The 14,179-nt window shown below is 68.7% G+C and carries 11 protein-coding genes; 7 read left to right on the top strand and 4 right to left on the bottom strand.

The window, feature by feature from the left end:
- The first annotated feature begins 12 nt into the window (after positions 1 to 12).
- The 7 genes from ACZ6J5_RS02195 (at position 13) to ACZ6J5_RS02165 (ending at position 4,809) form a co-directional block, all read left to right on the top strand.
- Complete coding sequence (locus tag ACZ6J5_RS02195) at positions 13 to 1,152, top strand: hypothetical protein (protein WP_469386738.1); 1,140 nt, start codon at positions 13 to 15, stop codon at positions 1,150 to 1,152.
- Positions 1,153 to 1,163: 11 nt separating this feature from the next.
- A complete protein-coding gene (locus ACZ6J5_RS02190) occupies positions 1,164 to 2,264 on the top strand; it encodes a hypothetical protein (RefSeq protein WP_469386737.1) in 1,101 nt (366 codons plus the stop codon).
- Positions 2,264 to 2,836, top strand: a complete 573-nt coding sequence (locus ACZ6J5_RS02185) for a hypothetical protein (protein WP_469386736.1) — start codon at positions 2,264 to 2,266, stop codon at positions 2,834 to 2,836. The genes ACZ6J5_RS02190 and ACZ6J5_RS02185 overlap by 1 nt, the downstream gene beginning before the upstream one ends.
- Before the next feature lie 28 nt (positions 2,837 to 2,864).
- Positions 2,865 to 3,278, top strand: coding sequence for an ATP-binding protein (locus ACZ6J5_RS02180; RefSeq protein ID WP_469386735.1), 414 nt, complete (start codon positions 2,865 to 2,867; stop codon positions 3,276 to 3,278).
- Between the two features lie 82 nt (positions 3,279 to 3,360).
- The gene (locus tag ACZ6J5_RS02175; protein WP_469386734.1) at positions 3,361 to 4,269 is read left to right on the top strand and encodes a peptidoglycan-binding protein; all 909 of its coding nucleotides are present in this window, start codon (positions 3,361 to 3,363) and stop codon (positions 4,267 to 4,269) included.
- A gap of 38 nt (positions 4,270 to 4,307) precedes the next feature.
- Positions 4,308 to 4,559, top strand: a complete 252-nt coding sequence (locus tag ACZ6J5_RS02170) for a hypothetical protein (RefSeq protein ID WP_469386733.1) — start codon at positions 4,308 to 4,310, stop codon at positions 4,557 to 4,559.
- A complete protein-coding gene (locus tag ACZ6J5_RS02165) occupies positions 4,546 to 4,809 on the top strand; it encodes a hypothetical protein (protein WP_469386731.1) in 264 nt (87 codons plus the stop codon). Before ACZ6J5_RS02170 ends, ACZ6J5_RS02165 begins: the two co-directional genes overlap by 14 nt.
- Before the next feature lie 82 nt (positions 4,810 to 4,891).
- Here ACZ6J5_RS02165 and ACZ6J5_RS02160 read toward each other — a convergent pair whose 3' ends face one another.
- From ACZ6J5_RS02160 to rplJ, 4 genes are all read right to left on the bottom strand, one after another.
- Complete coding sequence (locus ACZ6J5_RS02160; protein WP_469386730.1) at positions 4,892 to 8,791, bottom strand: DNA-directed RNA polymerase subunit beta'; 3,900 nt, start codon at positions 8,789 to 8,791, stop codon at positions 4,892 to 4,894.
- 106 nt (positions 8,792 to 8,897) lie between these two features.
- Positions 8,898 to 12,380, bottom strand: coding sequence for a DNA-directed RNA polymerase subunit beta (gene rpoB / locus ACZ6J5_RS02155; protein WP_469386729.1), 3,483 nt, complete (start codon positions 12,378 to 12,380; stop codon positions 8,898 to 8,900).
- 547 nt (positions 12,381 to 12,927) lie between these two features.
- A complete protein-coding gene (gene rplL, locus ACZ6J5_RS02150; protein ID WP_361165928.1) occupies positions 12,928 to 13,308 on the bottom strand; it encodes a 50S ribosomal protein L7/L12 in 381 nt (126 codons plus the stop codon).
- Between the two features lie 110 nt (positions 13,309 to 13,418).
- Positions 13,419 to 13,949, bottom strand: coding sequence for a 50S ribosomal protein L10 (gene rplJ, locus ACZ6J5_RS02145; RefSeq protein WP_365321149.1), 531 nt, complete (start codon positions 13,947 to 13,949; stop codon positions 13,419 to 13,421).
- Positions 13,950 to 14,179 lie beyond the last annotated feature (230 nt).

Genomic DNA, 14,179 nt, shown 5'->3' with positions numbered 1-14,179 from the left:
CCAGGAGAGACCATGCCCGTACGCACCGGCTGGCTGCAGACCACCGGCCAGACCCGACCGCACACCCGCCTCACCAACAACGGCGCCACCACCCCCGCCAACCCCCTCTCGTCCCGCTCCGGCATCCTGCCCGGCACGGTCGACGGCAAGTACCGCGTCGGCGGCCTGTGGATGGGCAGCTCCGGCCCCATGACGGCCACCGTCTACGCCGGGCGGGCCGTCATCCAGGGCACCGGCGGGGGCGGCGACTACCCGGTCGCCCTCGACGCCGACATGACCATCACCTTCGGCGACGGCGACCCGCTCAACCCGCGCGTCGACCTGGTCGTCATCCGCGTCTACGACAACGACGTGGACTCCTCCGGCAAGTTCGAGGCGGCCGTCGAGATCGTCAAGGGCACCCCGGCCGCCACCCCGGTCGCGCCCGCCGCGCCCGCCCGCTCGCTGGTCCTCTTCTCCGTCCTGGTCCGCAAGGGCGCCTCGGCCGGCACCGGCGGCATCGACTGGGCCGGCGGCGCCTCCACCGACCTGCGCCAGACCGTCGTCGCGGCCGGCGGCATCCTGCCGGTCTACAACAACGGCGCGGTGCCCGGCTCCTACCCGGGCCAGTACCAGGACAACGAGAACGCGCACTACCTCCAGCGCTGGGACGGCACCAGCTGGGTCGGCTACCCGAGGGAGCTCGGCGGCGTCGCCCCCAGCGGCGCCCTCTCCACCGGCTCGTACGTGGGCCAGTACCGCGACAACGTCGGCAACCTCCAGCGCTGGACCGGCTCCGCCTGGGCCAACTACCAGCCCCCGCTGGAGAACGAGACCATCACCAGCGGCGCCGCCGCGCTGCCCAACTGGACGGTCGGCTCGCTCTACGCCCGCCGCACCAAGAGCGGCCTGTGCAGCGTGTCCGTCAACGTCTCCCGCACCGGCCCCACCATCACCGCCGACAACACCGGCCAGATCAGCGACGAGCCGGTGTGCGTACTGCCCGTGGGCTGGCGCCCCGCGATCTCCTTCGAGGCCGCCGCCTGCGACGGCTTCGGCAACGGCGGCGCCTACATCTCCACCAACGGGCAGATCGACCTGCGCACCTGGTCCCCCAACGGCCAGCTGGCCGCCGGGCGTTCCATCCGCATCTCCGCCACCTACGTCCTGTAAGGAGGCCCGCCATGGCACTCGACACGCCCTACCGGGCCATCTTCTGCGACCTGATCACCGACCAGACCATCGACATCCTGCCGCTGCGCGACGTCTCCTTCGACGACTTCATCGGCAAGGCCGGCTCGCTCTCCGGCACCATCCCCATCCCCAACAAGGACATCGCGGACCGCGTCAAGAAGGTCCGCGAGGGCCGCACCGCCGTCTACCTGGAGCGCGGCGGCGACCTGTGGTGGGGCGGCATCGTCTGGACCACCACCCTCCAGTCCAGCGGCCGGGGGGTGCTGACCCTGGCGATCCAGGCGGCGACCTTCGACTCGTACGCGAGCCGCCGCCGGATCCGTACCGAGATCAAGTACGACGTCCCCACCGACCAGCTCGCCATCGCCCGCCGGCTGTGGAGCGAGATGACCGGCAGCGGCGCCTGCTTCCGGCTCACCCTCGGCGAGGAGAAGTCCGACGTCCTGAAGACGGCGAGCTGGCGCAACGGCGACGAGACCGTCTACCTGGAGGCCCTGGACCAGCTCGGCGCCACCCAGAACGGCTTCGAGCACCAGATCCTCGTCTACCGCGACCCGGTCAGCGGCGAACGCGTCCGCCAGCTCCGGCTCGGCTCACCGAAGATCCGCACCGGCGCCACCGACCTGGTCTTCGACCGGCCCGGCGTCATCCTGTCGTACTCCTTCCCGTACGACGCCACCCGCGGCGGCACCACCGCCGTGGCCCGCGGCGCCTCCGTCAACAACAACGCCGCCGCCGAGTCCCGGCCGGTCCTCTCCACCGAGCAGCGCGCCACCGACCTGCTGGCCGACGGCTGGCCGGTGATCGACCTGTCCTCCGACCACAACGAGGTCGGCGACCAGCTCACCCTCGACTCGCTGGCCGCCGCCGAGCTCGGCGAGGCCCGCGGCGCCGTCGTCATCCCCGAGGTCAGCATCCACCTGGGCGGCATCGTCCCGCCCCAGCTGCTCGGCCGGGTCGCCCGCATCCGGATCACCGACGAGTGGTACTCCACCGGTCTCGACGCCCGCTACCGGATCATCGGCGTCAAGATCACCCCGCCCGAGCGCGGCCGGCCCGACACCGCCCAGCTCTACCTTGAGGAGGCCTGATGCCCCAGCTGCCCGAGGACATCATCGACCGGCTCAACCAGATGGAGAGCCGGATCAAGGCGCTGTCGACCGCGGTCAACACCCGCCCGGCCGTCAACGAGTTCCGGCCGCCGACCCAGGACGGCAGCGTGACGATCAACCGTCCGCTGTTCCGCATCTTCGACGGCTACAACCACGAGATCTTCGCCGACGACATCATGACCGGCGGCCTCGCCCGGCCCTGGCTCCAGCTGATGCCGCCGCTGCCGACCGACACCGCCAAGTGGCCCTCCACCACCAGCGGCGCCTTCACCACCGTCGCCCGCTGCTCCAACCCGATCTGGCAGCCGAAGATGCGCATCGCCGTGAACACGGCCGCCTCCGCCGGCGCCACCGGCCAGGTCCGGGTCCTCGTCGACACCGTGCAGTTCGGTCCCACGGTCACCGCGGGCACCACCTTCGACCACCTCGGCCTGCTGCCCGGCGACATGAGGACCCGCTTCGGCCAGACGATGAACATCGAGGTCCAGGCGCTCGCCACCGGCGGCACCGTCTACGCCCAGACCGTGCTCATCCACGGCGCGCAGACCTGATCCCGTTCCCACCCCACCAGGAGCACCCATGACCATCGACCCCACCCAGCCCTGGGGCCTCGCCATCGACTACGCGGGCCGCGCCACGGTCGAGGAGAACGGCCACACCCTCAACATCCGGGTCTACGACAACAGCTTCGGCCACACCCTGGAGCGCGACCCGGTCACCGGGCAGTACCCGGCGGTGTACGTCTCCGCCGAGCTCTCCGAGCGCGGCGAGCGCGACGCCGTGCTGCGCGGCTCCGGGCTCGTGATCGTCCAGGCCCAGAACGGCGCGCCCGCCCAGCCCGACCCGACCGCCGTCCAGCGGGCCGTCGCCGACGCCCTCGCCGACTTCGAGGCCCGCCGCTCGGCCGCCGCCGCGCTCTGCGCCGTCTGGGTCCCGGCCCCGCCCGCGCCCGAGACCCCCGCCCCGCCGGCCGAGGAGACCCCGGCCCCGTAAGCCCGCGGGCCGCGCGCCCGCCCCCGTACGTCCACGCCCCGAGCCGCACCGGCCGGGGTTTTCGCATGTCCGGAGGACACAGATGGCCACTCCCCTCCCCGCGGACCGGTTCCTCGCCGCGCTCCGCGCCGAAGGCGTCACCGTCGTCGAGCACGACGGCTGGCGCACCCACAACCGCGACGGGCACGGCGCCTGGGGCCCGGTCGTCGGCGTGATGATCCACCACACCGTCTCCAGCGGCACCGAGAACACCGTCTCGCTCTGCTACGACGGCTACGCCGGCCTGCCGGGCCCGCTCTGCCACGGCGTCATCGCCAAGGACGGCTCCGTCCACCTGGTCGCCAGCGGGCGCGCCAACCACGCGGGCGGCGGCGACCCGTCCGTCCTCCAGGCCGTGATCACCGAGACCTACGGGGACCGGCCGCCGGTCCCGCGCGCCCACCAGGGCAGCCCCGGAGCCGTCGACGGCAACGCCCGCTTCTACGGCTTCGAGTGCGTCAACCTCGGCAACGGCACCGACCCCTGGCCGGCCGCCCAGCTCGAAGCCATCGAGCGGGTCTCGGCCGCGCTGTGCCGGGCCCACGGCTGGGGCGCCAAGTCCGTCATCGGCCACTCCGAGTGGTCCGACTGGAAGAACGACCCCCGCGGCTTCGGGATGCCGGTCATGCGCGGACGGGTCCAGCAGCGGCTCGGCTCCGCGCCGACCGCCAAGCCGGTCCCGCCCAAGCCGGCCGCGCCGCGCTACCAGCCCTTCCCCGGGACCGCCTTCTTCAAGACCACGCCGAGCTCCGCCGTCGTCACCGCGATGGGCCGCCGGCTGGTGGCGGAGGGCTGCGGCCGGTACACGTCCGGCCCGAGCCCGCGCTGGTCCGAGGCCGACCGCCAGTCGTACGCCGCCTGGCAGCGCAAGCTCGGCTTCTCCGGCACCGACGCCGACGGCTGGCCGGGCGCCGCCTCCTGGAACGCCCTCAAGGTCCCGTACGTCCGGTAAGCCCCCCGCACCGAACCCCCACGCAAGGAGAACCACCCATGTCCGAAGCCGCCAAGCGCACGGCCCGCACCGTGCTGCAGACCGCCGTCGGCATCGCCGTACTGCTGCCGGCCCTGGTCGACGCCTCCGGCATCCCCGCGACCCTCCCCTGGGTCGCCGGGGCCCTGGCCGCCGCGGGCGCCCTCACCCGTGTGATGGCCGTCCCGGCGCTCCAGGCGCTGCTGCCGTCCTGGCTGCGCGTCGGCCCGCAGCCGCTGCCCGGGGCGGAGGCGGCAGATGACCGAGCCTGACCCGAACGACCCGGTCGCCGTCGCCCTCGAACTGGAGCGGCTGCGCGGCACCCTGGAGGCCGGCTTCGCCCGCGTCGACGGCTCGCTCGCCCTGCTGGTGCAGCGCAGCGACCAGACCGACAAGCAGCTCGCCGACCACGAGGCCCGGCTCGACGCGCTGGAGCGCTCCCGCTGGCCGCTCGCCAGCATCGGCGCCCTCGCCGCGGTGGCCACGGTCGCCGTCGCCGCCTGGGAGATGACCGCGCGCTGACCCCGTGCCCGTACCCGGACGCGGGAACGCCGAAGGGCGGCCACCCCTCGCGGGGTGACCGCCCTTCGGTCAGGCGACTCGCTTACTGGTTGTACGGACCGTAGTCGTAGTCCTCCAGCGGAACGGCCTGGCCGGAGCCGGTGCCGAACGGCGAGTAGTCGATGTCGTCGTAGCCGACGGCCGAGTACATCGCGGCCTTGGCCTCCTCGGTCGGCTCCACCCGGATGTTGCGGTAGCGGGACAGACCCGTACCGGCCGGGATGAGCTTACCGATGATGACGTTCTCCTTGAGGCCGATGAGGCTGTCGGACTTGGCGTTGATCGCCGCATCCGTCAGGACTCGGGTCGTCTCCTGGAAGGAGGCGGCCGACAGCCAGGACTCCGTCGCCAGCGAGGCCTTGGTGATACCCATCAGCTGCGGACGGCCGGAGGCCGGGTGGCCGCCTTCCTGGACCACACGACGGTTCTCGGTCTCGAACTTCGAACGCTCGACCAGCTCGCCGGGCAGCAGCTCCGCGTCGCCCGACTCGATGATCGTCACGCGGCGCAGCATCTGCCGGATGATGATCTCGATGTGCTTGTCGTGGATCGACACACCCTGCGAGTTGTAGACCTTCTGGACCTCGCCGACCAGGTGGACCTGGACGGCACGCTGGCCCAGAATGCGCAGCACGTCGTGCGGGTTGGTGGCACCCACGGTGAGCTTCTGGCCCACCTCGACGTGGTCGCCCTCGCCCACGAGCAGACGGGCGCGCTTCGAGATCGGGAACGCCGTCTCGTCGGTGCCGTCGTCCGGGGTGATGACGATCTTCTTGGTCTTCTCGGTCTCCTCGATGCGGACGCGACCGGCCGCCTCGGAGATCGGGGCGACACCCTTCGGCTGCCGGGCCTCGAAGAGCTCGACGACACGGGGCAGACCCTGGGTGATGTCGTCACCGGCCACACCACCGGTGTGGAAGGTACGCATCGTCAGCTGGGTACCGGGCTCACCGATGGACTGGGCGGCGATGATGCCGACCGCCTCACCGATGTCGACCAGCTTGCCGGTGGCCAGCGAGCGGCCGTAGCAGAAGGCACAGGTGCCGACGGCCGACTCACAGGTCAGGACCGAGCGGGTCTTGACCTCCTCGACGCCCGCGCCCACCAGCGCGTCGATGAGCACGTCGCCCAGGTCCACGTTGGCCGGCGCGATGACCTTGCCGTCCACGACGACGTCCTCGGCGAGCATCCGCGCGTACACGGAGGTCTCGACGTCGTCCGTCTTGCGCAGCACGCCGTCCGCACCGCGCTCGGCGATCTTCAGCTTCAGACCGCGCTCGGTGCCGCAGTCCTCCTCGCGGATGATCACGTCCTGCGAGACGTCCACCAGACGACGGGTCAGGTAACCCGAGTCGGCGGTACGCAGGGCGGTGTCGGCGAGACCCTTACGGGCACCGTGCGTCGAGATGAAGTACTCGAGGACGGAGAGGCCCTCACGGAAGGACGCCTTGATGGGACGCGGAATGGTCTCGTTCTTGGCGTTCGACACCAGACCACGCATACCGGCGATCTGCCGCATCTGCATCATGTTTCCTCGGGCACCCGAGTCAACCATCATGAAGATGGGGTTCGTCTTGGGGAAGTTCGCGTTCATCGCCTCGGCGACCTCGTTGGTCGCCTTGGTCCAGATCGCGATGAGCTCCTGCGTGCGCTCTTCCTTGGTGATCAGACCGCGCTCGTACTGCTTCTGGACCTTCTCGTCCTGCGCCTCGTAGCCCTTGACGATCTCCTTCTTCGCCTCGGGAACGACGACGTCGGAGATGGCCACGGTGACACCGGAGCGGGTCGCCCAGAAGAAGCCCGCCGCCTTCAGGTTGTCGAGCGTCGCCGCCACGATGACCTTGGGGTAGCGCTCGGCCAGGTCGTTGACGATCTCGGAGAGCTGCTTCTTGCCCACCGAGTAGTCGACGAACGGGTAGTCCTCGGGCAGCAGCTCGTTGAAGAGCGCGCGGCCCAGGGTCGTCCGGATGCGGAACGAGTCGCCCTGCTGCCACTCCGGCTCGCCCTCCTCGGCGACCGGGGGAACCCAGCCGCGCGGCGGGACGGTGCCGATCGGGAAGCGGATGTCGATCGGGGACTGCAGCGCCAGCTCGCCGGCGTCGAACGCCATGATCGCCTCGGCCGTGGAGCCGAACGCGCGGCCCTCGCCCTTGGTGTCACGGAGCTCACCGTCGGTGGTGAGGAAGAACAGACCGAGGACCATGTCCTGGGTCGGCATCGTCACCGGACGGCCGTCGGCGGGCTTGAGGATGTTGTTCGAGGACAGCATCAGGATGCGGGCCTCGGCCTGCGCCTCCGCGGAGAGCGGCAGGTGGACGGCCATCTGGTCACCGTCGAAGTCCGCGTTGAACGCGGTGCAGACGAGCGGGTGGATCTGGATGGCCTTGCCCTCGACGAGCTGCGGCTCGAAGGCCTGGATGCCGAGGCGGTGCAGCGTGGGCGCACGGTTCAGCAGAACCGGGTGCTCGGCGATGACCTCTTCGAGGACGTCGTACACGACCGTGCGGCCGCGCTCGACCATGCGCTTCGCCGACTTGATGTTCTGCGCGTGGTTGAGGTCCACCAGGCGCTTCATCACGAACGGCTTGAAGAGCTCCAGCGCCATGGCCTTCGGCAGACCGCACTGGTGCAGCTTGAGCTGCGGGCCGACGACGATGACGGAACGCGCGGAGTAGTCCACACGCTTGCCGAGCAGGTTCTGACGGAATCGGCCCTGCTTGCCCTTCAGCATGTCGCTGAGGGACTTCAGCGGACGGTTGCCGGGGCCCGTCACCGGGCGACCACGACGGCCGTTGTCGAAGAGGGCGTCGACCGCCTCCTGGAGCATCCGCTTCTCGTTGTTCACGATGATCTCGGGGGCACCGAGGTCGAGCAGACGCTTCAGACGGTTGTTGCGGTTGATCACGCGGCGGTACAGGTCGTTCAGGTCGGAGGTCGCGAAGCGGCCACCGTCCAGCTGCACCATCGGACGCAGGTCCGGCGGGATGACCGGCACGCAGTCGAGCACCATGCCGTTGGGCTTGTTGCTGGTCTGCAGGAACGCGGAGACGACCTTGAGGCGCTTGAGCGCACGGGTCTTCTTCTGGCCCTTGCCGGTACGGATGATCTCGCGGAGGCGCTCGGCCTCCTCCTCCAGGTCGAAGGACTCCAGGCGCTTCTGCAGCGCCGCGGCACCCATCGAGCCGTCGAAGTACGTGCCGAAGCGGTCACGCAGCTCGCGGTAGAGGAGCTCGTCGCCCTCCAGGTCCTGGACCTTGAGGTTCTTGAAGCGGGTCCAGACCTCGTCCAGGCGGTCGATCTCGCGCTGCGCGCGGTCGCGCAGCTGCTTCATCTCGCGCTCGGCACCCTCGCGCACCTTGCGGCGCACGTCGGCCTTGGCACCCTCGGCCTCAAGCTCGGCGAGGTCGTTCTCGAGCTTCTTCGCGCGGTTCTCCAGGTCGGAGTCGCGACGGTTCTCGATCTGCTGGCGCTCGACGGAGACGTGCGCCTCCAGCGAGGGCAGGTCACGCGTACGACGCTCGTCGTCGACGAACGTGATCATGTACGCCGCGAAGTAGATGACCTTCTCGAGGTCCTTCGGGGCGAGGTCGAGCAGGTAGCCAAGGCGCGACGGAACGCCCTTGAAGTACCAGATGTGGGTGACGGGAGCGGCGAGCTCGATGTGGCCCATCCGCTCGCGGCGCACCTTGGCGCGGGTGACCTCGACGCCACACCGCTCACAGATGATGCCCTTGAAGCGGACACGCTTGTACTTGCCGCAGTAGCACTCCCAGTCCCGGGTCGGACCGAAGATCTTCTCGCAGAAGAGTCCGTCCTTCTCGGGCTTCAGGGTGCGGTAGTTGATGGTCTCCGGCTTCTTGACCTCGCCGTGGCTCCACTGACGGATGTCGTCAGCGGTGGCCAGACCGATCCGGAGCTCGTCGAAGAAGTTGACGTCGAGCACTATGCGTCAATCCCTCTCAGGGTTGTAAGGCTGTGGGTCTGATACGGGGGTCCTGGGGCCGGCCGGGGACTCGGTGGACTGCACCGAGTCCCCGTCCGGACTCCCGTCAGACCTCTTCGACGCTGCTCGGCTCGCGCCGGGACAGGTCGATGCCGAGCTCCTCCGCTGCGCGGAAGACGTCCTCGTCGGTGTCGCGCATCTCGATGGACATGCCGTCCGAGGACAGCACCTCCACGTTGAGGCACAGGGACTGCATCTCCTTGATGAGCACCTTGAAGGACTCGGGGATGCCGGGCTCAGGGATGTTCTCGCCCTTGACGATGGCCTCGTAGACCTTCACGCGGCCGGTCACGTCGTCGGACTTGATCGTCAGCAGCTCCTGGAGGGCGTACGCGGCGCCGTAAGCCTCCAGCGCCCACACCTCCATCTCACCGAAGCGCTGGCCACCGAACTGGGCCTTACCACCCAGCGGCTGCTGGGTGATCATCGAGTACGGGCCGGTCGAACGCGCGTGCAGCTTGTCGTCGACCAGGTGGTGGAGCTTGAGGATGTACATGTACCCGACCGAGATCGGGTCCGGGAACGGCTCGCCGGAGCGGCCGTCGAACAGGCGCGCCTTACCGGTCGGGAGCACCATGCGCTCGCCGTCGCGGTTCGGGATGGTGTGCTGGAGCAGACCCGCGAGCTCGTCCTCACGCGCACCGTCGAAGACCGGGGTGGCGACGTTGGTGCCGGGGGCGACCTGGTCGGCACCGATGGCCTGGAGGCGCTGCGCCCACTCGTCGGCGAGACCGGAGACGTCCCAGCCGCGGCTGGCGAGCCAGCCGAGGTGGATCTCCAGGACCTGTCCCGGGTTCATTCGGGACGGGACACCCAGCGGGTTCAGGATGATGTCGACCGGGGTGCCGTCCTCAAGGAACGGCATGTCCTCGATCGGGAGGATCTTGGAGATGACACCCTTGTTGCCGTGACGGCCGGCCAGCTTGTCACCGTCGGTGATCTTGCGCTTCTGGGCGACGTAGACGCGGACCAGCTGGTTCACACCAGGGGGAAGCTCGTCGCCCTCCTCGCGGTCGAAGACGCGGACGCCGATGACCTTGCCGATCTCGCCGTGCGGGACCTTCAGCGAGGTGTCACGGACCTCACGGGCCTTCTCACCGAAGATCGCGCGGAGCAGGCGCTCCTCGGGGGTCAGCTCGGTCTCGCCCTTGGGCGTGACCTTGCCGACGAGGATGTCGCCGGCGACGACGTCCGCCCCGATGCGGATGATGCCGCGCTCGTCGAGGTCGGCGAGGACCTCCTCGGAGACGTTCGGGATGTCCCGGGTGATCTCCTCGGGGCCCAGCTTGGTGTCACGGGCGTCGACCTCGTGCTCCTCGATGTGGATCGAGGAGAGGACGTCGTCCTGCACGAGGCGCTGCGACAGGATGATCGCGTCCTCGTAGTTGTGGCCCTCCCACGGCATGAACGCCACGAGCAGGTTCTTGCCGAGCGCCATCTCGCCGTCTTCGGTGGCGGGACCGTCGGCCAGCACCTGGCCCTCGATGACCCGGTCGCCCTCGTCGACGACGACCTTCTGGTTGACCGAGGTGCCCTGGTTCGAGCGGGAGAACTTGTGCAGGCGGTACGTGATGTACGTGCCGTCGTCGTTGGCGACCGTGATGTAGTCGGCCGACAGCTCCTGGACGACACCGTCCTTCTCGGCCTTGAGCACGTCGCCGGCGTCGGTGGCGCAGCGGTACTCCATGCCGGTGCCGACGAGCGGGGACTCCGACTTAATCAGCGGGACGGCCTGACGCATCATGTTCGCGCCCATGAGGGCACGGTTGGCGTCGTCGTGCTCGAGGAACGGGATCATCGCGGTCGCGACCGACACCATCTGGCGCGGCGAGACGTCCATGTAGTCCACGTCCGAGGGCTCGACGTAGTCGACCTCGCCGCCACGCTTACGGACCAGGACGCGCGGCTCGGTGAACTGGAGCTCGTCGTTCAGGGTCGCGTTCGCCTGGGCGATGACGAAGCGGTCCTCCTCGTCGGCGGTGACGTAGTCGACCTCGTCGGTGACCTGGCCGTCGACGACCTTGCGGTACGGCGTCTCGATGAAGCCGAAGGGGTTGATCCGGCCGTACGAGGCGAGCGAACCGATCAGACCGATGTTCGGGCCTTCGGGGGTCTCGATCGGGCACATGCGTCCGTAGTGGGACGGGTGCACGTCTCGGACCTCGAAGCCGGCCCGCTCACGGGACAGACCGCCGGGACCCAGCGCCGAGAGACGACGCTTGTGCGTCAGACCCGACAGCGGGTTGTTCTGGTCCATGAACTGCGACAGCTGGCTGGTGCCGAAGAACTCCTTGATGGAGGCGACGACCGGCCGGATGTTGATCAGGGTCTGCGGCGTGATCGCCTCGACGTCCTGGGTGGTCATGCGCTCGCGCACGACGCGCTCCATACGAGCCAGACCCGTGCGGACCTGGTTCTGGATGAGCTCGCCGACGTTGCGCAGACGACGGTTGCCGAAGTGGTCGATGTCGTCGGGCTCGACGACGATCTCCGTGCCGCTGGCGCCGATCGTCTCGGTCTCGCCCGCGTGGAGCTTGACCAGGTACTTGATCGTGGCGATGACGTCGTCGGTGGTGAGGACACCGGCGTTCAGCGGCTCGTCCGCACCCAGCTTCTTGTTGACCTTGTAGCGGCCGACCTTCGCGAGGTCGTAGCGCTTCGGGTTGAAGTACAGGTTCTCGAGCAGCGTCTGCGCGGCCTCACGGGTCGGCGGCTCGCCCGGACGCAGCTTGCGGTAGATGTCGAGCAGCGCGTCGTCCTGACCCTGGGTGTGGTCCTTCTCCAGGGTGGCGCGCATGGACTCGTACTCGCCGAACTCCTGCAGGATCTGCTCGGTGGTCCAGCCGAGCGCCTTCAGGAGGACGGTGACGGACTGCTTGCGCTTGCGGTCGATGCGGACGCCGACCATGTCGCGCTTGTCGATCTCCATCTCCAGCCAGGCACCCCGGGACGGGATGATCTTGGCGGAGAAGATGTCCTTGTCGGACGTCTTGTCGATGGAGGAGTCGAAGTAGACACCGGGGGAACGGACGAGCTGCGACACGACGACGCGCTCGGTGCCGTTGATGACGAAGGTGCCCTTGCTGGTCATGAGCGGGAAGTCGCCCATGAAGACCGTCTGGGACTTGATCTCGCCGGTCTCGTTGTTCGTGAACTCGGCGGTCACGAAGAGCGGGGCACCGTAGGTGAAGTCACGGTCCTTGCACTCGTCGATCGAGTTCTTCGGCGGCTCGAAGCGGTGGTCGCGGAAGGTCAGCGACATCGACCCGGAGAAGTCCTCGATCGGGGAGATCTCCTCGAAGATCTCCTCCAGACCGGACTTCGTGGGGACGTCCTGTCCCGACTCAAGGGCGGCCTCGACGCGAGCCTTCCAGGCAGCGTTGCCGAGCAGCCAGTCGAAGCTCTCGGTCTGGAGCGCGAGGAGGTTCGGAACCTCGAGAGGCTCCTTGATCTTTGCAAAGGAGATGCGCAGCGGGGCGGTGCTGGCGCCGTTGTTCGTATTGGTCGAGGCGTTGCGCGAGGCGGCCAAGAGGGGGTCCTTCCGAGGGCTCGGACTCACTACGCGCGTACCGGTCCCAAGCGGAGCTTGTTGGAAGACGTGTCCCGATGTGGCTGAAAGGCCAGGTCAGAGTGGGTCGACCAGCGAAGCGGTTGCGAGGGGATGCCCCTGGTGACGGGCAGGGGGCAGTTAACAGGCAGCGCAAAGGGACAGTGTAGCCACTTGGCCCACTGATGTCCAGGGCGAGTTCTTCGCAACCCTCGTTGTTCTCAACTCCGCGGTACCTCGCGCCGTGCGGCGCACCTCGATACTGCCCGTTCGGTCGCCGATCCATGCCTCGGATACGGATCGATGTGACGACGCGTCCTGAGAATTGCGCGCTGCGTGCGGTTCGTCAAGGCCCCCGCCCCTGCGCGGCGCACGGCGAAGATCACCATACTCCGCGCCGGGAGCCCCGGACGACCGCCGCCACGCGGTCCCTGGGAACGCCGAAAGGCGACCACCCAGATGGATGATCGCCTTTCGATGCCTCCGCGTTACACGGGGGCGAGAGTCAGCTCAGCGAGCCGAAACGGCCTTACTTGACCGTGACGGAGGCGCCGGCGGCCTTGAGGGACTCGGCAGCCTTCTCGGCGGCCTCCTTCGCGACCTTCTCGAGGACCGGCTTCGGGGTGCCGTCGACGAGGTCCTTGGCCTCCTTGAGGCCCAGGGAGGTGAGCTCGCGCACGACCTTGATGACCTGGATCTTCTTGTCGCCGGCACCCTCGAGGATGACGTCGAACTCGTCCTGCTCCTCGGCGGCCTCGGCGGCGACCGGGGCACCCGGGCCGGCAACGGCGACGGCCGCGGCGGCGGTGACGTCGAACTTCTCCTCGAAGGCCTTCACGAACTCGGAGAGCTCGATGAGGGTCATCTCCTCGAACTGGGCGAGGAGGTCGTCCTGAGAGAGCTTCGCCATGATGGGCGATCCTTCCACTAATTCGGCAGGTGCCGGATGTATGTAAAGGCGGGCGTAACGGCCCGCTGCGACCCGCTCACGTGTGCGAGCGGATCATTACGCGAGCCGAATTACTCGGCACCGCCCTGCTCGGCGAGCTTGACGCGAAGCGCCTCCGCGGTGCGGACGAACTTCGACGGCAGCGCCTGGAGGAGCGAAGCAGTCTGGGACTGCTTGCCCTTGAAGGCACCGGCCAGCTTGCTGAGCAGAACCTCGCGGGACTCGAGGTCCGCGAGCTTCTTGATCTCGTCGGCGGAGAGAGCCTTACCGTCAAGGACACCGGCCTTGATGATGAGGTTCGGGTTCTCCTTGGCGAAGTCACGCAGAGCCTTCGCCGACTCCACCGGGTCACCGGTGACGAAGGCGACCGCGGTCGGACCAGCGAAGTGCTCGTCCAGTGCGGTGATCCCGGCCTCGTTGGCCGCAATCTTGGTCAGCGTGTTCTTCACCACGGCGTACTGGGCGTTCTCACCGAGCGAACGGCGCAGCGTCTTGAGCTGCGCCACGGTGAGACCCCGGTACTCGGTCAGCACAGCGGCGTTCGAGCCACGGAACTGGTCCGCGAGCTCGGCCACCGAGGCAGCCTTGTCGGGCCTTGCCATGAGCGTCGGCCTCCTTCCGGGTGATGTGACCGCTCGGAAGGGACTGAACAAAACAAAACGCCCCGGGCGCAGGCGCTCGGGGCTCAGCTCGACCGAATCGAAATCCGGGAACTCATCCACAGTCACCTGCGCGGGTCGTTCGCCACTCAGCGAATCCTTCGGCCACCGCACCTAGAGGGGCGCAGCGACGACCAGCGGTCTTTGGCTTCTGTGGAAGAGTACGTGACGGG

It is taken from the genome of Streptomyces sp. NPDC042100 (assembly GCF_055582325.1).
This window is presented reverse-complemented; position numbering and strand designations above follow the sequence as displayed.